The sequence below is a fragment of the Roseivirga seohaensis subsp. aquiponti genome (genome assembly GCF_001267955.1).
In the GTDB taxonomy this organism is placed as follows: domain Bacteria; phylum Bacteroidota; class Bacteroidia; order Cytophagales; family Cyclobacteriaceae; genus Roseivirga; species Roseivirga seohaensis.
Genome location: NZ_JSVA01000005.1, coordinates 24,397 through 42,199 on the forward strand (window position 1 = coordinate 24,397; position 17,803 = coordinate 42,199).

Consider the following 17,803-nt stretch of genomic DNA (forward strand, 5'->3'; position numbering starts at 1 on the left):
GCCAAACCTACCTATGAACCGTATCGACAGGCTTACTGCAATTCTTGTCCAACTTCAATCTAAGAAAGTGGTTACCGCCCAAGAGATTGCCAATCGTTTTGAAATTAGCTTACGAACCGTTTATCGTGATGTGCGTGCTTTGGAAGACGCTGGTGTGCCTATTGGTGCAGAGGCTGGAAAAGGCTATTTCATAATGGAGGGTTATCACTTGCCTCCGGTAATGTTTACGCAGCAAGAGGCCAATGCTTTGGTATTGGGGGCAAAGCTAATTGAAGGGCAGACTGACGTGTCTATTAAAAAGAATTTTACCGAGGCCATGTTGAAAATTAAATCGGTGTTGAAGAGCAGCGAGAAGGACGAAATAGAAAAGCTCGAATCCCAAATTGTTGTGCGGCATTTGCCTCAGGTAGAAAAGGAAGGCTTCCCGAATAATTTTTTAGCCACTATTCAGCAGGCCTTGATTGATAAATCGGTATTGCGCTTTCGGTATTATTCTAGCTTTTCAGGCGACTTTACCACCCGCGATATTGAGCCGATTGGCTTAGTGTTTTATGCAGGAAGGTGGCACTTGCTTGCATATTGTAGGTTAAGACAAGCGCCTCGAGATTTTCGGGTCGATCGGTTAGTGAAATTGGAAAAGCTAGATGAAACTTATGATACGGGTCATCAGCCTAGTTTTAGTCAGTTTTTAGAAGAAATTGCCTTTAGTACTGACTTGCAAGAAGTAGTAATTAACATTGATAAAACCGTGGCGCGCTATATTTCAGAACAAAAATATAGTCAGGGTTTTGTTAGCGAAGAAGTGGGCGAAACGCACATTAAAATGAAATTCTTAACGCCAAGCTTAAACTACACTTCTCGATGGGTGCTTACTTTAGGTGATGCGGTTGAGATTATTTCTCCAGCAAAACTTACAGCTATGGTAAAGGAGCGGATTGAGGAGTTGCAGAAATGTTATTCGGTTTAATGAAATAAGAAAAATCAACCTTTTCTAAAATCTACTGACATAGGGTTGTCACTAGTGGCCATTTACTTTGATGCATAATCAATTTTTTAAGCCAAAAATAGAACCCTATGATCATGTCGAAATTAAACCTCACCGAAGCTTACCCAGAATATTACAAGGCCAAGGCCAATCCTCAGTTGGTAGAATTGGAGCCCTATCAGTACATCACCATTCAAGGCAATTCTGCGCCAAATGCCCCCATTTTTTTAGCCGCCATTGACGATTTATATAAGCTCGTTTATGGCATTAAATTCTTTCACAAAAATGAGGGAATGGACTTTGTTGTTCCGAAGATGGAAGCTTTTTGGTGGGTAGAAGGAGAGTTGCCTTTTGAAGAAACGCCTCAGGAAGAATGGTATTGGAAAATTATGTTCCGTATGCCCGATTTTGTTGGAGAGGGGGAATTCAAATTCGTTGTTGATCAATTGGTGAAAGAGGGCAAACTGGCCAACGACCACCAGCTTAAATTCGAGTCCATCCATGAAGGAAAATCAGTTCAAGCATTACACATAGGTTCGTATTATGACGAGCGCGGAACGCTGGAGAAAATCTTCGCTTTCATGAAGGACAATGACTTAGAAGTGAATGGTCAGCACCACGAAATCTACATTTCCGACCCAAGAAAAACAGCAGAAGATAAACTTAAAACTATTCTCAGATATGCAGTGAAATAACAATCCATTCAAAACAACACAATTCTAATCTTCACTGGCCCAGAGCAGACGGCTTTGGGCTTTATTCTTACCCCTGATTCATCACAAAGTCAATCACCTTTCTTACGGAGCCATGTGTTTTAAGTAGCTTTTCTGCAGTGGGGCTGTCGATTTGTAACATCTCCATAATCATTCTTGTACCACGGTCTACCAGTTTATTGTTCGAAAGCTGCATGTCAACCATTCTGTTACCCTGCACTTTGCCTAGTTTAATCATTACCGAGGTAGAAATCATATTCAGTACAAGCTTTTGAGCAGTACCGGATTTCATGCGTGTGCTGCCAGTAATAAACTCTGGACCTACAATGGGTTCAATCGGATACTCTGCTTCCCAAGCTACAGGGCTATCTGGATTACAAACAATACAGCCTGTAAGGATATCGTTTTTACGCGCTTCTTTTAGTCCACCAATTACATAAGGTGTTCTGCCCGAAGCGGCAATGCCAATTACCGTGTCTTTATGGTTGATGATATGTTCTTGGAGGTCTTCCCAAGCTTGATTTTCATCATCTTCGGCATTCTCTACGGCTTTACGAATGGCAGTGTCCCCACCAGCAATAATGCCCACTACAACACCATGTTCGACCCCGTAAGTAGGAGGGCATTCCGAAGCATCAACCACACCCAAACGCCCACTGGTACCAGCACCAATGTAAAAAATCCTTCCGCCCATTTGCATCCGAGGAACAATCTGATTGACCAAAGCTTCGATTTGAGGAATGACTTTTTGCACAGCCAAAGAAACCGTTTGATCTTCCTTATTAATATTAGCCAGCAAATCGGCTACCGACATTTTCTCAAGCGAGTTGTAATTAGATTCTGATTCGGTGATGTTCATGGGTTTTGTATTCTAGGTGATGCAAAGAAACCAATTTAGGGTTATTGACCTCTATTTATTGGTGAAAAAGCGTAAGGCCAGCAATAGGATGTTCGGTAATATGTTTAATGTAAATGCCTTGGTCTACTGCTACTTTGCGTAAAATATTATTGAAGTAATAGGCTACTGAGCCCGTGAAATGGACAGGTACTTCTTTGTAGCCTTCATATTTCACTACGTTTTTTATAATGAAAGTGGTAAAGGCATCGTACACTAATTTATACATATAAGGCTCGCTAATGTGTTCGTTAATAAACTTCGCAAAGCTAGCCAAAAAACGACCGGGCATAGGCTCTTGGTAAATTGCAGTAAGAAAAGCATCCTTATTTAGCCCAAAACGCTCTTTGAAAATAACCCTCAAATGTTCGGGCATATCTTTTCTGTAATAATCGGTAACTAAGGTTTTTCCTAGGTAGGTTCCTCCTCCTTCATCGGCTATGGCCCAACCCAAGGATGGGACATTGTTAATGATTTTACTGCCATCGTAAAGACATGAGTTTGTACCTGTGCCTATGATACATGCAATGCCTTTTTCGTCACCACACAAAGAGCGAGCAGCAGCCAATAAATCATGGTTCACATCAATCTTAGCCTCTTGATAATAACGGTTCAAGAGCTTGGCTATTTTGTCGCGGTTAGTACCTGAAGAGCAGCCCGTTCCGTAAAAATAGATTTCGTCTACTTTATCGGGCAACTGGCTGTGCAGGTCTTGAATCACCAATAGAATTTCTTCTTCGGTTTGGTAATAAGGGTTAATCCCTGTGGTTCGGGCTTGTTCAATACTGCCATCGGCACCAATCAGTCGCCAATCGGTTTTTGTAAAGCCGCTATCTGCTATTAATACTTTGGTCATGCTTTATTATGGAAAATCAAAAATAGCAATTCGAACGAAACCTTAGGATGATTCAGTTCGTGTATGTATTTGGTTTATAAAATAAACTACTTTACATTTGAAAAAATAATTCAAAATGGAAGAAAAAGAATTAACCCCTCAGGAAAGCATGGCGCTTATTCAGTCGATGATTGGAAAGGCACGAAAGCGCTACTCAGATAACAGTTTCTTTTTTCTCTTATGGGGCTGGATTGTTCTAGTGGCTAGTGTTGGGCATTACTACTTATCTACTTTTACAGACTTTGAATACCCGTTTATTGGTTGGTCGCTTACTATCGTAGGGGCGATTGTTTCTGGCGTGGTGGGAGCTAGGCGTGGTAAGAAAAGCCAGGTAAAGAATTATACCGATAAGATGTATGCTTGGCTATGGTTCAGTTTGGGTATGGCCATGTTCACCATTGTTTTTAATGGTCAGCTTATTGGCTGGAATACTGTTCCTTTCATATTACTTTTGGCAGGTGTAGGCACAGCAGTATCTGGGGCAATGATGGGCTTTAGACCTTTGCAAATTGGCGGACTGGTATTCTGGATTTTGGCGTTTATCGCCTTCAGACAACCAGAAAACTATCAAATGCTAATTTTGGCAGGCGGTATTGCTATTGGTTACTTGGTGCCGGGGTATATTATGAAAGCAAATTTCAGAAAACATGGGGTTTAATCAACTCGATCCGCTTTTACATTCGCAGCTTAGGTTGGCCGTAATGTCATTGCTGATTAGTGTAGAAACTGCGGATTTTGTATATATAAAGGAGCAAACGGAATCTACTGCAGGGAATTTGAGTGTGCAGCTAGATAAGCTTTCCACCGCAGGTTACATAGAAATTACCAAGCAGTTTGAAGGCAAAAAGCCTAAAACCACCTGTAAGATAACTCAGAAGGGAGTGGACGCATTCGACACTTACGTAAAAGAAATTCAACAGTATTTGAAGCCATAATTTTTTTGCAATTATGGTTTATAATATAAACTAGTTTGTAAAACTTAAATTTAAAATCATGGAAACAGAATCAATCAAAATGAAGACAGTAAAGGCAATTTTTATTTTTATCGTAGTGCTTTATGGTGCACTTGTAAATCATGTAGCAAAGGCCCAAGAAATGAGTACAACTAGTGTAGCGGCCATGGAAAAACTCTCTACTTGGGTTGGTAAATGGAAAGGCGAAGGTTGGTCTATAGATCAAACACAGCAAAAAACAGAGTTTACTGTAGAAGAGCATATTCAACTTAAAGTAGGAGGTAACGCAATTCTTGCAGAAGGAATTGGACGCAATAAATCTGATGGAAAGATAGGTTTTGAGTCTCTGGGGGTGCTATACTTTAACAATGAAAAGAAGCAATACGAAATGAAATCCCTGACTGCTGATGGAAATCAAGCCTTATCGTCAGGTAAAATTAATGAGCAAGGTCAGTTTATTTGGGGTTTCGATGTACCCGGAGGAAGTATTCGTTACACCATTACACTAGGTACGGATGCTTGGCATGAAACAGGAGAGTTTATCACGGCCAGTGGACAGGCCTTCACCATTCTGGAAATGAACCTTACTAAGCTCAAATAGCTATGGGGTTCTTAGAAAGCTTAAAGGTGTTTAGTTCGTATTTGGGGCTGTTTCATACCTGTTGTGCCGTGTTGGCCATGATTTTTGGAGCATTGGTAGTGTTAAATGCAAAGGGAACCAGTTTACATAGAAAACTAGGTTATACCTATGTAATAGCGATGGTATTCATGAACCTCAGTGGTTTTGGTATTTATAATTTCGGAAGCTTTTCACTATTCCATGCCTTTGCGCTTATCAGTTTAGTTACTGTGCTTTTAGGCGTAATTCCGGCCATAAGAAGGAGTAAGGATTGGTACAAAAAACACTTCTATTTTATGAGTTGGTCGGTAGTGGGGCTTTATTGTGCTTTTTGGTCCGAGGTAGGAGTGCGCTTTTTCGACATGCAGTATTTTTGGTGGGTGGTAATGCTTGCTACAATGTTAACGGGCTTGATAGGAATGTTTGTTATTAAAAAGAAGGCAAAGTCGCTTTTTGTGAATTAATCGAGAAACTTAAACCAAATCGTATTTAAACATCGTAAGTGATTACTAGTTTAGTGGTTATGAAGAAGATAAAGTCAGCTATATATTCTGTTGCCCTCTGTTTGCTTTTGGTGGCTTGCGGAGGCGATTCGGATCCGAATGGAGGTGGAAGCGGAAATTTGAATAACCGAGCTGTGGGTGAGTCGGCCAATGACCTTTTAGCGTCTTCAAATTATAATCGATTAGAAGTAGAACTGGTGTATGCAGCAGGTTTTGAACCACCATCTGCCAGTGTGGATTATATCAGAAACTTTTTAGCCGAACGATTGAATAAGCCGGGAGGGATTTCTGTGGTAACCCGTCAAATTTCTGCTCCAGGTAAATCCCGATATAGCCTTCAGGAACTGGTGGATATTGAAACGGCCAACCGCTTGAAGTTCAATAATGAGTCGACTTTGGGTGTTTATCTCTTCTTTGCCGATGGCAGTTATGCCCCTAACGAAAACGTATTGGGTGTAGCTTATAAGAATACCTCCATGGTGCTTTTCCAGAGTAGAATCGAAGAACTTTCAGGTGGAATTGGTCAGTCTTCTACATCGCTTTTAACCTCTAGTGTAATGGCACATGAATTCGGCCATATTCTGGGCTTAGTGAATACAGGTTCAGCATTACAAAGTGATCATCAAGATGTGGCGAATGGACATCACTGCGATGTAGATGATTGCTTGATGTATTTTGCAGTGGAATCTACTGCGGGTTTGAATGATTTATTGGGAATGAGTACTCCTCCAGCTTTAGATGCCCAATGCTTGGCCGATTTAAAAGCAAACGGAGGAAAATAAAGGGGTGAAAGTAAAAGCCCTTCAACAGTTTTTGTTTCAACTGTTGAAGGGCTTTTATTAAGTTTATTTTGTTTTAGTTGCAGCTTCTGAAAGTACTTTTTCAGGTATAATGCTCTTCCAAGCCTGCGGCCTTTGAGGGTCAAAATCTACTAAGTACCAATCGTTACCCAGTGCTTTTTCCTTCACCCATATTACGTTTTTGGCTCCCTTGGCGGTAATTAGGTATTTCGAGGCATCATAAGTTACATTTCCAGCACCAAACTCACCTTTTAATCCATTTACAATTTGATCGGCAAAGGCTTTGTTTTGCTCATTTAAAGTAAGTTTCAAATCCATGGAATAATCGGCTAAGGCATATTTGTTATTCCCTTGCGGACTCAATCCATTTAACCTTCCTACTTCTACATTTTCCATTTCCAGTTTAATCCTCATTAGCTGTAGCATCTGAGCCATTTCTTTCATACTTACAGAGGAATTGCCTTCGAACTGTTTCGGGTGTAAGAAATTCAAAAGTTTATCAAACTCTTGTTTAGAAGTGTGTTCTAAAAACTTACTAAACCTTGCATTGATGGCTTCGGAATCGGTTTTGCTTAAAGGCTGTGCCATAAGCCCTGAAGAGAGCATTCCAATGGCAAACACTATAATATATTTTCTCATGTTCAATTCTTTTCTTTCTAATTAACAAGTTTCAGGCCTTTTTTGATTTATCTCTTAGGCTAAAAACGGAAGACGATTATTCAACGTGATAAGTTGCAGTTTCAGTCTTTAACTAACTCTTTTGTTTTTTTAATCACCTCTTCAGGAAACATCATGTTAAGTAGCATTGGGTTGCTTTGGTCAAATTCTGCGAAATACCAATCTTTTCCATAGTCGCTGTTTTGAATGGCCATTAAGTGCTTCTTTCCTGCAATTTGGAAAGTGTAATTTTCTTTGTCCAAGCTTACGGTTCCTGTGCTATACACCATTTTGAATGCCTCTAGCATGCTATTGGCTACTTCTGGATTTTGCATTTCTTTATTAACCAACGCAACTTTCATTTTCATATCATAAGGGCAAAGTACGTAGCTGGCAGATGTACTGATTGAAACGGGTTTCAAACTCGTAATCTTCATTTCTTCAAAAATCATATCGAACCCCTGTGCTTCTAGGCTATTAAAAACTTCGATCATTTGTTCCTTTGTTGCTACCTCAAATATTTTTGGATAGATAAGGTTCATTAAGGCATTATAGTCTTCTTTTTTTATGAGTTTGACATAAGAGTCTAGCCTTTTATTAATGGTTTTTGTTTCTTTTTTGGAAAGCTCTTGAGCGGAAAGTGATAAACAGCTGAATGTTATTAAAACAGCCAATAGAATTCTAATCATATTTGTTTGGGGTTAGTTTTTGATGTCTTTGTCTTTTGATTTTTCACTCACAATTTCGGCAAAAGACTGAAAGTTTTGAGTAGCCAGCCAGAAACCATCACCTTGTTTCCAAATGGCTTTGTTGCCTTGCCAAACGCCTTTGTAATAATAAGCTCCACAGCCTAATTGAATAGCTTTTTCACTAAAAATTGCTTTGGCATGTGGAGGAGAGTCAATCCATTTGTCAACAATATGATCGGCCAGCGCTAGGTAAGACCCAAAGTATACTCCTCCAACAGCCGATATATTTTCCGAAATGCTAGGGTTGGTAATTCCTGCCAAAGCGGCTCGCTCTTCTGGCGTCCTTCGTTTTTTATCGCTTTTATTAATGTGGTCGAAAAAATCTTCTTCACCCATTTCAACAGAATGGTTCCAAGCCATAATTTCTAGGTTGGGCTGATAGTCCAAGGGCTTCATGCCTTTTTCTATTCTGGCTTCGTTGGTAACAAAAAATAAGGCCGCATTCAGTACCTTATAGTTAATTTTATCTAAATCAATTGGAGCTTTAAAAAGTTTAAATGACCTGAAATCATTGTCATTCAATTCTTTATAATATTTATCATCCCATTTTCGCTGAGCGCTTAAGGTTGAGCAAAAGCCCAACATTAAAGCCAGAAGAATATAAAATTTGTGGGATTTCATGCACGAAGATATACGTTAATTTAAGACATAGCGGGATTTCAATCCGAAAATCGTTCTACTTTAAAATCATTTTATATTAGTTTTACTCAAACAGAATATTTTTAAGTGAAGTATAACAAAGTCTTAATTTTATCAGCCCTTCTAGTTTTCTCGCTGTTTTTTCTGACCGACTGCGCAGGAACAAAGAAAGGAAGAGATCAAAAAGTCAACACCGTAATTCAAACCGCGCGGTCTTATGTAGGTACACCCTATAAATATGGAGGAACCACTAGGGTAGGTTTAGACTGCTCGGCACTTCTTTATCACGCTTATTATAGTGTCAGAATTCAATTGCCAAGAGTATCGGAAGATCAGGCGAAAATTGGTGAGAAGATTAAATTAAAGGATTTAAAACCAGGCGACATGGTGTTTTTTGCTACGGGTAAGAAGAAAAATGAAATTACCCATGCCGGCATTGTTACTGCGGTAAGAAGTAAATCCGACATCCGTTTTATCCATGCTTCTACCTCGCTTGGTGTAACAGAAAGCAACCTATTTTCACCTTATTATATACAAAGATTCAAACGAGCCAGAAGAGTGCTTTGATTTATATACTTGGCCTTGTATATTTGCCGACCTTTTGGGGGATTAGCTCAGCTGGCTAGAGCGCTACACTGGCAGTGTAGAGGTCACCGGTTCGACTCCGGTATTCTCCACCAGAAGTAAAAAGCTTCACAGAAATGTGAGGCTTTTTTGCTGTTAGCTCAGCTGGCTAGAGCGTCCCGAACTTGCTTCGGGAAGGACATCGGTTCGCCCCGAGGCTTCGGGGCGGTATTCTTCACAAAACTTGAAGCCTTGCAGAAATGCGAGGCTTTTTTGGTTTCTAGTAGAGCATTTTAACCAAACAGTTCTACTTCTTTATCCTTAGCCTATCAGGCCCATGACTCAACTTCTAGTTTCTAGAATCTAACTTTTTGCCTGTGCAACTTTCGGCTATATTATTTATCTTTAACCAGTTAAGCTGTCTCAGGTCTGAAAAAGGTGGTTTAACGGATAGAAACAAATTCAAATCTCAAACAACAACACAATGCTTAAAAGCTATCTTAAAATTGCTTTGCGCAGCTTAAAGCGCCACAAGGTTTTTTCCATCATTAATGTTCTGGGTTTGTCAGTTGGGCTTGCCTGCTGTATGCTGATTGGACTTTACATTTCTGAAGAAACCAGTTATGATAAGTTTCACGACAACTCAGATAATATTTATCGGTTTACACGTGAGTTCATTAGTCCCGATGGCTCTACATCTCTTCACCTGTCACGATTGGCTCCTCCGTTTGGGCCATTGGCTAAGGAAGATTTTTCTGGAGAAATAGAGAAAATTGGCCGAATGATGTCGGTGGGCGGCCCAGTAAAATACAACAACAGGCTCTATGATGAAGACAACTTCTACTTTGCAGATGCTGAAATAGCTGAAATTCTAACCTTCGATGTAATTGAAGGAGACATAGTACAGGCATTGACTCAACCAGGTTCTGTAGTGATTTCAGACGAAATGGCTTATAAATATTTTGGAGATGAAGATCCCATTGGTAAGTCGATTAATTTTCTTTCTCAGGCGGATTTAATTGTGAAAGGCGTTTTCAAAAAGCTACCTGAAAACTCTTCTTTTCAAGTAGATTTTCTAGCCGAAATGACACCGCTTGAGGCATTTTATGGAGGTAGAGAAGCGATGATGCAAAACTGGGGGAGCAATAATTTCTCTACTTTCTTTACCCTAAAACCTGAGGGGCGGATCAGTGAAATTGAACGCAGATTGGGTGATTTTTTAAATAAACACATTGATGAGGAGGCTACCACTTGGACAGCCTTACACGTTCAAAAACTTACAGATATCCATTTACATTCTAACTTGGATGACGAACAAGGACAGAACAGTGATATTACTTATGTTTATATTTTTGCTTCCATTGCTTTCTTGATTTTGGCCATTGCTTGTATCAATTACATGAACTTGGCCACTGCCCGTTCTGCTACGCGCGCCAAAGAAGTGGGAATGCGTAAAGTTTTTGGGGCAGGAAAAGGCAAGTTGATCAATCAGTTTTTAGTGGAGTCCATTGTATTAGTGTTCTTCGCCTTGTTTTTGGCCGTTGGAGCAACTTCTTTGATACTTCCTTATTTTAGGGCATTTACCGGCCTACAACTTGAGTTTGACTTGCTTACTAACCTTCCGATGGTAGCCGTTATTTTAACCAGTGCCGTTGTGGTGGGTGTACTTTCGGGCAGTTACCCAGCTTTCTATTTGTCTTCTTTTCAACCTTTAAAAGTTTTAAAAGGGAAGCTAACAGGAGGAGCCAAAAGTGGCAACTTAAGAAGGTTTTTGGTAGTGGTTCAGTTTACCATTTCTGTAATCTTAATAGTTTCTACCATTGTGGTGTTCAAACAACTCGATTTTATTCAGAATAAAAAATTAGGCTACGACCGTGAGCAAATGATGATTATGGGGGTAAGTCAGCAAGTAGCCGATCAGTATGACGCCTTTAAAAATGAATTGCTTACCATTCAGGGTGTGAAAATGGTTGGCGGATCAAGTCGAGTGCCTTCAGGCCAGTTGTTAGATTCGCAAGGAGCACAGGCTGAAGTAAACGGAGAGATGTTGCCAACTCCGGTGGTAATAAAAAGTCTATCTGTTGACCCTGACTTTATTCCAACCTACCAAATGGAAATGGCCAGTGGGCGCAATTTTTCCGATAATTTTGCTACCGACTCAGCTTCATTTGTTTTAAATGAAAAATCGGTGGAGGTGATTGGTTGGGGTAACCCAGAAGATGCCATAGGGCAAAACATGATTTATGCAGGGGTGCGTGGCAAAGTAATAGGGGTAGTGAAAGATTTCCATTTCGAGTCGTTGCAAAGCGAGATTTCTCCTATAATTATGGTCAATCGCCCTAACCAAATGCGTAATCTTTCTATCAAAATTGAGGGTACTAACATTAGAGGTGCGATTCAACAAGTAGAAGAACTTTATGCAAACTTTTCACCCAATGCACCATTGAATTATAATTTCTTGGACGATCGTTTCGAGAACCTTTATACTACAGAAACGCAACGTAGTCAGTTGTTTACTTTGTTTTCAGGCTTGGCTATTTTCTTAGCTTGTTTAGGCTTGTTTGGTTTAGCATCGTTTACCGTGTCGCAACGAAGTAAAGAAATTTCCATCAGAAAAGTGCTTGGTGCTTCGGTGCAGCAAATTGTGGGCATTCTTTCAAAAGAGTTTGTTATTCTTATTGCTGTGGCCATGCTTTTGGCCTTCCCTGTGGCCTGGTATTTTATGAACGACTGGTTGGCAGGATATGCTTACAGAACTACGCTGGGGGTTTCGCCATTTTTACTGGCCGCGCTTATAGCAGGTGCCATTGCTTTTGTCACCATAAGTTTCCAAACCTTTAAGGCTGCGGTTTCAAATCCTTCGGAACGATTGAGAGACGAATAGAAATCTTAAGTTAGGGGAAAGAGTGCCTTTCCCCTAACTTATTTTGTTACCGTATTTTTGATGCGTTCCAGCTGCACCAAATGGCGCTGCGTATGGGCAACGATAAAACGAAGCGCTTCGCCCAATCTCAGTTTCACCATTGAGCCTAAAGCGGTAGGTATTTTTATACGGTCAATATTCACCCCACGACTTTTATCTACCAAGGCGATCATCTGTTCATGAACCAGTTTGAATTCGGCCATTACAGTATTTGAATTGAGTTGACTTTTGGGCTCTAGAAATTTGAAGGTTTTCAACTTCATGGGGATTTCTCCCTCGGGTTTTGGAGCGTTCATTTTGGCAAACATTTTACCCTTCCAATGACCTTTATAATTATCTGCTGCTGCCGGAAGCTGCTGGCCATTTAGCTTCTCATTGAAGTTTTTTACATAAACCGCTGTGGCCAAAGTAATGTGCTCAATACATTGTAGCATACTCCATTTGCCATCTGATTCGGGTTGGTTTAGGGTTTTCTCATCTAAATTTGCTGTGAGTTTTTCTACTCGGCTTATTGCTTGCTCAAGTTCGCTTATAACCCCATCTAGATATTTCTGAGTGCTTATTGCCATGCCTTTAATTTTTCATAAAGCTAAACTGGGTGCTCGAACGAAAACTTGATTTAAATCAAGAAAGAACTACATCGTCTTTTTTCTCATTCGGCTAAAGGTTTCAGCAGACATGCCTAAGTAGGAAGCCAAATGTTTTTGCGGAACCAGCTGAAAAATGTGAGGGCTTTGCTGCATTAATCGGTTAAAGCGCTCTTCGGCTGAATCGGCCAAAATAGACTGAATGAAAATACCAAAACCTACTAATACACTTTGGTTGAAAAGACGTCCCCAACGCTCAAAGACTTTATATTGATCAAATAAGGGCATTAAATCACGGTATTTAATTCGTATTCCAAAAGTTTCGGTGAGCGTTTCAAGCGCATATTGAGATGGTTTTTGTAGCATGAAAGAGTCATAAACACCACTGTATTCGCCATGGTAAGAGAAGCCGATGTTAAATTCTTCTCCACTTTTTATAAAGTAGCCACGAATGACTCCCTCTGAAATAAAATAAAAGTAAGGCTCAACCTGGCCCAGGTCGGTCACTCTATGGTTTTTATCGAAGGAAAAGGGTTTCCATTTTTGAGTGAAAGCTTGCCATTCTTGATCGTTGGGCTGGACAATGCTTCGGACTTTCTTTTCTAATTGCTGCAATACTTCTTCCATGAATCTAAAATAGCACAAGCGTTTTAAATCGTAGTCATTTTTGATAGCTTTAGGTATGGGTAAGTCAATCCGTATTTTTAAGTCTCACGAAGAATCCGAACGGTTTATGTTGGAGCAGTCGTTAAACCGAACTCCAGAAGAGCGTATTCTTTGGTTGTTGAACCAGATCAAAATCATGAACAAATTTCAGCCTAATAAAAAAGAACCTAGGGGCTTTCAATTGAAGAAGAGAAATGGATGATTTTTATCTAAATGTGATCAAAGCCTTTAATGTCAGTGGTGTGCGGTACATGGTCATTGGAGGATTTGCCGTGAACTTTTATGGCTACAACCGTTCCACCGGAGATTTAGATTTATGGGTATCGAATGACGAAAGCAATTTGATTAAGCTTGGAGATGCTTTTTACAAAATGGGTTATGATTTTTCAGAAGAAGCTAAAAATGAGCTTATTAAAAATAATATTGTGAGCTTTTCAGAAGGAAATTACACCGTGGAATTACTTACAAGAATCAATATCAGTAAGGAAATAAGCTTTAATGAAGCGCTAGAAAAAGCCGAAACCCGAATAATTGAAGAAACGGAGATAAAAGTCATTTCTTTCCAAGACTTGAAAAATGAAAAATCCCGATCGAAGCGATATAAAGACTTAGATGACCTATCGAAATTGGAAGAAGCTGAAGCTTACTATGCCAAAAAACTAAAAGAAGAATAGCTTAATCGCAAAGGCTGAAGCAGTGACCATCACAAAATAGCGAATCCAATTGTCGCCTAATTTTACACTCCATCGGCTCGATAACCAACCACCAACCGCTTGGCCAATGGCCAAAGGAATACCAAATTCCCAATTGATGATGTCATAATAAATGAAGATAGCCAAGGCTACCGAAGTATAGGTAAGGGCTACAAATACTTTAATACTGTTGGTTTTTACCAAACTAAAACCATTTACCAGAGTGAGCGCCATAATCATTAGGTAGCCTACTCCAGCCTGAATAAAGCCTCCGTAAATACCTATAAAGAAGAAAATGAAGATAGAAGTTAAGGTTGCCTTTTTGCTCGTGTTTTCTTCCTTTTTGAAATATTTGAGCGGATTGATGGCCATGTAAACTACAACCCCTACAATTACGAAGGCCAAAATTTTATTAAAGAGCTCTTCATTAATATCGACCGCCAAGAAAGCACCTACAATTGATCCAAAAAAAGCAGAAATACCCAGCCAAACATTAAATGGATACACGGAAACGCCCTTACTCTTAAAGCCGAGTACGGCAAAAATATTCTGCAAAACTATGGCAACTCTATTGGTGGCATTAGCCACATTGGGAGGCAAGCCTAAAAATATCATCACAGGTAAAGCAAGCAGAGAACCTCCGCCAGCTAGGGTATTCAAGCAGCCGGCTATTAAGCCGACAAATAATAGTAGAATGATATATAACACTAATTCTGGTGTTTTTAATGAATATGTCTCATTTTAAGAAGGCAAAGGTATTCCAGATTGCATCAACGCACTAACTATTGGAACATGAAATTGAAGAATTACTCTAAGGAAAGTCAAAGGCTACTGGCTGAATTCAATGCTTTGAGATACAGGGAAGACTATTGTAAATATCTTGAAAAGCTCGATTTACTGGCTAGAGATCATGACTTGTGGGATGAACTTCAATTCCACAAGGTAAATATCTATTTAATAAGGGGAGAGATAACTAAAGCCGAAAACCTTTGTAGTTGGTTGCTCGATCGCTTAGTTAACCCCGAGTTTATTTTAAGAGTGAGGCTGATTTATGAAAAATTAAAATGGCAGACCAAAGACCAATCTTTTGAAGGTGTAGAATCTATAGTGAAAAAGATAGTTAACCAAGGTTCTACTGCATCATCAGAATGGGAAAAATGTATTTTAAAGAGTGCTCAACTCTTATTGGAGATGTTGAAAATAGAACTTGGCTTGAGAGATGCCCTTAGTAAGAGTAAAATAATACAAGACTCAAAAAGTCTGATTGAAAGGTTTTTGGAGGTGGGCTTAGACGAAGATGCATTTAAAGAACTTTATAAACTAATTCAATTTTCGATATCCCAACCATTGCCTGATAAAAATCTAGCAGTGTCTCTAATTAAATATTACAGAGATTGGGGTTTTGTGAAACATTATACTTACAGAGTGTGTGCTCTCAATTTTGTTGAATTGGGCATTCTTCTGGAAAGGGCGTTGAATGGTGGGCTTGAAGCCCCTTACCACCGTTGCCTAAAAAGCCTTCAAGAATTATACAGTCAGATTGATCATAAAACTGGCGAGGCAAAGCTTAGTGATATGATAGGAAGGGCATTGCTCAATTTTGGCAATGAAGAAGGAGTTCGACTTTTGCATACAGCTATTGATCATTTTAAAAACGAGAGAGAGTTTAGTCAATCTGTAAATTGTTATAATATTCTAGTTGCTTGGTTTGAAACCACAGGTCAATTCGAAGAGTCTGCGAAATATCAAACTATAGTAAATAACCTCAAGTCTGATAATTGGGCAGGTTTGGACAAGCAATTAGGAGCACTAAAAGAGGCTCATGAATTATCCACTTTAGGTATTACGATTAAATCCGCTGAAAAAATGCTAGTTGATGGAATGAAGTCGGATTCATACATGAGGGCAGCATTTGCTATTAACAGAGTGAATGCTATGGTGGCTAATGGCCGCTATAAGGAGGCAAGGTTATTCTTGGTTGATGAAATCAAAGCGCTAAATAGGTATGGGCTAACAAGAGGCATTGCTGATTTGAAAAAATGCTTGGCAGATACTAATCAATATTATTACCAGGGAAAAAAAGAGATACTTTTTGATAAGACTGAATCTGCTTACATCTGTGCTTTTGAAAGCTATGAGTTACTAAAACTAGATTTAAACTGCGCAGAAACACTTAGAGAATTATTCTATCAAAGAGCAAAGTTCATGGAAAGGCATGAATGGAGAACGGGAAGTGCTTTGGCAATAGAGCTTGAATTTCAAAGAGCGCTTTCATATGTTGAGGGGAAGCATACAAGAGAGGCTAAAAAAGTGTACGCTCAAATATTGGAGTCCTATGCAAAAGTTTGCATAATGAGAGGGGATATTTCCCAAGCTATTGAGTTGGAAACGGATGCCAAAGGGATATTTGAAAAATATAAGCTTGCAAATCCCTTAGCCTATAACACAATGTACTTAGCATTATTGAATTTTAATTTGGCAAGAAAAGGAAGGAGCTTAAATCTTTATGAAGGTATTTATACTTCTGTTAAATCTGCAGAAAAATTATTTTCCAAAATAAACGATACTTACAATCAGAGAAGAGCTCACTTTTATATGGCACTCGCTAAACACGAGCAAATCAGTAATTGTGGTAGTCTATCAGACGAGTTGATAAAAATAGTAGAACTACATTATAGACAATCCTTTGAAATCGTGCACTTTCTTATTAGGGCTAACTTACCTCAAGCTCAAGGTCTTCAACATGCATATAACTACAGTAAAAACCTTCAAGAAGAAATCCATCAGCAGTTGTTTTCGGCAATGCTCTTTGCCCTAAGAGATACCCATAACCCTAGCTTTGGTTTATGGGTGTTGGAAAAGAACAAGTCCCAGGTTTTGCTTTCCAGACTACTGCCAAACAAGGAACTAGATATTCATAGCGAGAAGAAAGGAGAGGAGCCAGATACTATGGAAACCTTACTGAAGGATACTGCTTGTCTGGAGCCAGGTCAAAACTATCTAATTGTTCAATATTGGTATTATCTTGATGACATCTACCTTATCGGTATGCATTCATGTTGGAGTGAGCCGAGGTCAATACTAGTTTCTCAGGAAGGAAAGAAAGTTTTGGCTACTGTTAAACGCTTCTTTCATACCCAGGGTGGAGTGAGGCGTATGTATCAGAATAACCGTGTTAAAGTATGGGAAGAGTGTTCTCGCATCATTTCCCCTATTGCAGAATGGTCTAAGCCAAACGATGTGGTTTGTATTGTTCCGTATGGAGAACTGAATGGGGTTCCTCTTCATACTCTGAAGCTGGATGGACAATACTTGATAGAAAGAAATCCTGTTCATTATGCACCTAGTACTACCATTCTATCCAAAATGCTTCAAAAGAAAAGTTTTGATCATGGAAGTGGGGTAGCTGTTTTTGGAAACCCAACCAAAGATCTTATCAATGCCAGAGAAGAGGCAGAAGGCATTGCCAAAGCGTTTTCGGTAGGTGCAATTTTGGAAGATGCTATCGACAAACAAGTGCTTTTAGATGCGTTTCAATCATCTAAACTAGTGCATTTTGCAGGACATGGTGAGTATAAGCAGGATGGTATGGAAGGCCACCTAAAGCTCAAGGGTGATGTAAAGCTTAATGCAGCCGAGATATTTGAGCAAGAGTTCAGTAACGATTTGGTAGTGCTCAGTGGTTGCGAAACCGGGGTTCAGACATACAATATTGGCGATGATATGGTTGGCCTGACAACTGCCTTTTTGTATGCCGGCAGTCAGAGTGTAGTCTCCAGCCTTTGGAAGGTTCAGGATTATTCTTCGAGCCTGTTGTTCAAGGTGTTTTATGATGAATATAAACAGGGTGTCTCCAAGGTGGTGGCACTTCAGCGGGCAGCAAAAAAAATGATTGCGAACCCAAAAACAGAACATATCTATCATTGGGGAGCGTTTACTTTAACAGGGCAATGGAAATAACTG

20 protein-coding genes and 1 tRNA gene are annotated in these 17,803 nt (G+C 39.6%); 13 read left to right on the forward strand and 8 right to left on the reverse strand.

All coding sequences use genetic code 11. The features are described from left to right. The first annotated feature begins 13 nt into the window (after nt 1–13). Together OB69_RS04285 and OB69_RS04290 are read left to right on the forward strand one after the other, a co-directional pair. Complete coding sequence (locus tag OB69_RS04285; protein WP_053222468.1) at nt 14–967, forward strand: helix-turn-helix transcriptional regulator; 954 nt, start codon at nt 14–16, stop codon at nt 965–967. Nucleotides 968–1,080: 113 nt separating this feature from the next. Next, entirely contained in the window at nt 1,081–1,680 is a 600-nt protein-coding gene (locus tag OB69_RS04290; protein ID WP_071426712.1) for a GyrI-like domain-containing protein, read from the forward strand. Between the two features lie 67 nt (nt 1,681–1,747). Here the strand turns inward: OB69_RS04290 and murQ are convergent, their stop codons facing one another. Continuing rightward, nucleotides 1,748–2,557 carry an N-acetylmuramic acid 6-phosphate etherase gene (gene murQ, locus OB69_RS04295; RefSeq protein ID WP_053222470.1) on the reverse strand — a complete coding sequence of 270 codons (810 nt, stop codon included), beginning with the start codon at nt 2,555–2,557 and terminating at the stop codon, nt 1,748–1,750. 55 nt (nt 2,558–2,612) lie between these two features. Beyond that, nucleotides 2,613–3,449 carry an N-acetylglucosamine kinase gene (locus OB69_RS04300; RefSeq protein ID WP_053222471.1) on the reverse strand — a complete coding sequence of 279 codons (837 nt, stop codon included), beginning with the start codon at nt 3,447–3,449 and terminating at the stop codon, nt 2,613–2,615. 115 nt (nt 3,450–3,564) lie between these two features. On the opposite strand from OB69_RS04300, the gene OB69_RS04305 reads away from it, so the two are divergent. The 5 genes from OB69_RS04305 to OB69_RS04325 are packed head-to-tail and all read left to right on the forward strand — an operon-like array spanning nt 3,565 to nt 6,345. After that, nucleotides 3,565–4,146: a hypothetical protein gene (locus tag OB69_RS04305; RefSeq protein ID WP_053222472.1), complete on the forward strand. Its 582-nt coding sequence runs from the start codon at nt 3,565–3,567 to the stop codon at nt 4,144–4,146. Continuing rightward, nucleotides 4,136–4,423, forward strand: coding sequence for a winged helix-turn-helix domain-containing protein (locus OB69_RS04310; RefSeq protein ID WP_053222473.1), 288 nt, complete (start codon nt 4,136–4,138; stop codon nt 4,421–4,423). Before OB69_RS04305 ends, OB69_RS04310 begins: the two co-directional genes overlap by 11 nt. Nucleotides 4,424–4,481: 58 nt before the next feature. Beyond that, complete coding sequence (locus OB69_RS04315; protein WP_053222474.1) at nt 4,482–5,042, forward strand: hypothetical protein; 561 nt, start codon at nt 4,482–4,484, stop codon at nt 5,040–5,042. Between the two features lie 2 nt (nt 5,043–5,044). After that, nucleotides 5,045–5,524: a DUF2306 domain-containing protein gene (locus tag OB69_RS04320; protein ID WP_053222475.1), complete on the forward strand. Its 480-nt coding sequence runs from the start codon at nt 5,045–5,047 to the stop codon at nt 5,522–5,524. Between the two features lie 59 nt (nt 5,525–5,583). Beyond that, a complete protein-coding gene (locus OB69_RS04325; RefSeq protein WP_053222476.1) occupies nt 5,584–6,345 on the forward strand; it encodes a hypothetical protein in 762 nt (253 codons plus the stop codon). Between the two features lie 63 nt (nt 6,346–6,408). Here OB69_RS04325 and OB69_RS04330 read toward each other — a convergent pair whose 3' ends face one another. From OB69_RS04330 to OB69_RS04340, 3 genes are all read right to left on the reverse strand, one after another. Next, nucleotides 6,409–7,002, reverse strand: a complete 594-nt coding sequence (locus OB69_RS04330; protein WP_053222477.1) for a hypothetical protein — start codon at nt 7,000–7,002, stop codon at nt 6,409–6,411. A gap of 101 nt (nt 7,003–7,103) precedes the next feature. Next, nucleotides 7,104–7,709, reverse strand: a complete 606-nt coding sequence (locus tag OB69_RS04335; RefSeq protein ID WP_053222478.1) for a hypothetical protein — start codon at nt 7,707–7,709, stop codon at nt 7,104–7,106. A gap of 12 nt (nt 7,710–7,721) precedes the next feature. Continuing rightward, a complete protein-coding gene (locus OB69_RS04340; protein ID WP_082338066.1) occupies nt 7,722–8,390 on the reverse strand; it encodes a CAP domain-containing protein in 669 nt (222 codons plus the stop codon). A 105-nt stretch (nt 8,391–8,495) separates the two neighbouring features. On the opposite strand from OB69_RS04340, the gene OB69_RS04345 reads away from it, so the two are divergent. From OB69_RS04345 to OB69_RS04355, 3 genes are all read left to right on the forward strand, one after another. Then, on the forward strand, nt 8,496–8,975 hold the full coding sequence (locus OB69_RS04345; RefSeq protein WP_053222480.1) for a C40 family peptidase: 480 nt from the start codon (nt 8,496–8,498) through the stop codon (nt 8,973–8,975). Between the two features lie 36 nt (nt 8,976–9,011). Next, nucleotides 9,012–9,088 (forward strand) — tRNA-Ala (locus OB69_RS04350). 368 nt (nt 9,089–9,456) lie between these two features. Further along, nucleotides 9,457–11,856 carry an ABC transporter permease gene (locus tag OB69_RS04355; RefSeq protein ID WP_053222481.1) on the forward strand — a complete coding sequence of 800 codons (2,400 nt, stop codon included), beginning with the start codon at nt 9,457–9,459 and terminating at the stop codon, nt 11,854–11,856. Nucleotides 11,857–11,894: 38 nt separating this feature from the next. Here the strand turns inward: OB69_RS04355 and OB69_RS04360 are convergent, their stop codons facing one another. Then, nucleotides 11,895–12,464 (reverse strand): DinB family protein, encoded by a 570-nt coding sequence (locus OB69_RS04360; RefSeq protein WP_053222482.1) that lies wholly within the window; start codon nt 12,462–12,464, stop codon nt 11,895–11,897. 66 nt (nt 12,465–12,530) lie between these two features. Beyond that, nucleotides 12,531–13,109, reverse strand: coding sequence for a Crp/Fnr family transcriptional regulator (locus OB69_RS04365; protein ID WP_053222483.1), 579 nt, complete (start codon nt 13,107–13,109; stop codon nt 12,531–12,533). Nucleotides 13,110–13,164: 55 nt separating this feature from the next. Here OB69_RS04365 and OB69_RS04370 point away from each other — a divergent pair, with 55 nt between their 5' ends. Continuing rightward, nucleotides 13,165–13,350 carry a hypothetical protein gene (locus OB69_RS04370; protein ID WP_053222484.1) on the forward strand — a complete coding sequence of 62 codons (186 nt, stop codon included), beginning with the start codon at nt 13,165–13,167 and terminating at the stop codon, nt 13,348–13,350. Then, on the forward strand, nt 13,343–13,822 hold the full coding sequence (locus OB69_RS04375; protein WP_053222485.1) for a nucleotidyltransferase: 480 nt from the start codon (nt 13,343–13,345) through the stop codon (nt 13,820–13,822). Before OB69_RS04370 ends, OB69_RS04375 begins: the two co-directional genes overlap by 8 nt. On the opposite strand, the gene OB69_RS04380 is transcribed toward OB69_RS04375, so the two are convergent. After that, nucleotides 13,808–14,548, reverse strand: a complete 741-nt coding sequence (locus OB69_RS04380) for a sulfite exporter TauE/SafE family protein (RefSeq protein ID WP_053222486.1) — start codon at nt 14,546–14,548, stop codon at nt 13,808–13,810. The genes OB69_RS04375 and OB69_RS04380 overlap by 15 nt on opposite strands. Before the next feature lie 84 nt (nt 14,549–14,632). Here OB69_RS04380 and OB69_RS04385 point away from each other — a divergent pair, with 84 nt between their 5' ends. Next, a complete protein-coding gene (locus OB69_RS04385; protein WP_053222487.1) occupies nt 14,633–17,800 on the forward strand; it encodes a CHAT domain-containing protein in 3,168 nt (1,055 codons plus the stop codon). Nucleotides 17,801–17,803: the final 3 nt, after the last annotated feature.

Bases quoted from the DNA above. Each gene is read 5' to 3' on its own strand.
- OB69_RS04315 (WP_053222474.1), top strand. From the start codon at position 4,482: ATGGAAACAGAATCAATCAAAATGAAGACAGTAAAGGCAATTTTTATT.
- OB69_RS04385 (WP_053222487.1), top strand. From the start codon at position 14,633: ATGAAATTGAAGAATTACTCTAAGGAAAGTCAAAGGCTACTGGCTGAA.
- OB69_RS04300 (WP_053222471.1), bottom strand. From the start codon at position 3,449: ATGACCAAAGTATTAATAGCAGATAGCGGCTTTACAAAAACCGATTGG.
- murQ (WP_053222470.1), bottom strand. From the start codon at position 2,557: ATGAACATCACCGAATCAGAATCTAATTACAACTCGCTTGAGAAAATG.
- OB69_RS04305 (WP_053222472.1), top strand. From the start codon at position 3,565: ATGGAAGAAAAAGAATTAACCCCTCAGGAAAGCATGGCGCTTATTCAG.
- OB69_RS04330 (WP_053222477.1), bottom strand. From the start codon at position 7,002: ATGAGAAAATATATTATAGTGTTTGCCATTGGAATGCTCTCTTCAGGG.
- OB69_RS04310 (WP_053222473.1), top strand. From the start codon at position 4,136: ATGGGGTTTAATCAACTCGATCCGCTTTTACATTCGCAGCTTAGGTTG.
- OB69_RS04320 (WP_053222475.1), top strand. From the start codon at position 5,045: ATGGGGTTCTTAGAAAGCTTAAAGGTGTTTAGTTCGTATTTGGGGCTG.
- OB69_RS04285 (WP_053222468.1), top strand. From the start codon at position 14: ATGAACCGTATCGACAGGCTTACTGCAATTCTTGTCCAACTTCAATCT.
- OB69_RS04365 (WP_053222483.1), bottom strand. From the start codon at position 13,109: ATGGAAGAAGTATTGCAGCAATTAGAAAAGAAAGTCCGAAGCATTGTC.
- OB69_RS04370 (WP_053222484.1), top strand. From the start codon at position 13,165: ATGGGTAAGTCAATCCGTATTTTTAAGTCTCACGAAGAATCCGAACGG.
- OB69_RS04340 (WP_082338066.1), bottom strand. From the start codon at position 8,390: ATGAAATCCCACAAATTTTATATTCTTCTGGCTTTAATGTTGGGCTTT.
- OB69_RS04335 (WP_053222478.1), bottom strand. From the start codon at position 7,709: ATGATTAGAATTCTATTGGCTGTTTTAATAACATTCAGCTGTTTATCA.
- OB69_RS04375 (WP_053222485.1), top strand. From the start codon at position 13,343: ATGGATGATTTTTATCTAAATGTGATCAAAGCCTTTAATGTCAGTGGT.
- OB69_RS04325 (WP_053222476.1), top strand. From the start codon at position 5,584: ATGAAGAAGATAAAGTCAGCTATATATTCTGTTGCCCTCTGTTTGCTT.
- OB69_RS04290 (WP_071426712.1), top strand. From the start codon at position 1,081: ATGTCGAAATTAAACCTCACCGAAGCTTACCCAGAATATTACAAGGCC.
- OB69_RS04360 (WP_053222482.1), bottom strand. From the start codon at position 12,464: ATGGCAATAAGCACTCAGAAATATCTAGATGGGGTTATAAGCGAACTT.
- OB69_RS04355 (WP_053222481.1), top strand. From the start codon at position 9,457: ATGCTTAAAAGCTATCTTAAAATTGCTTTGCGCAGCTTAAAGCGCCAC.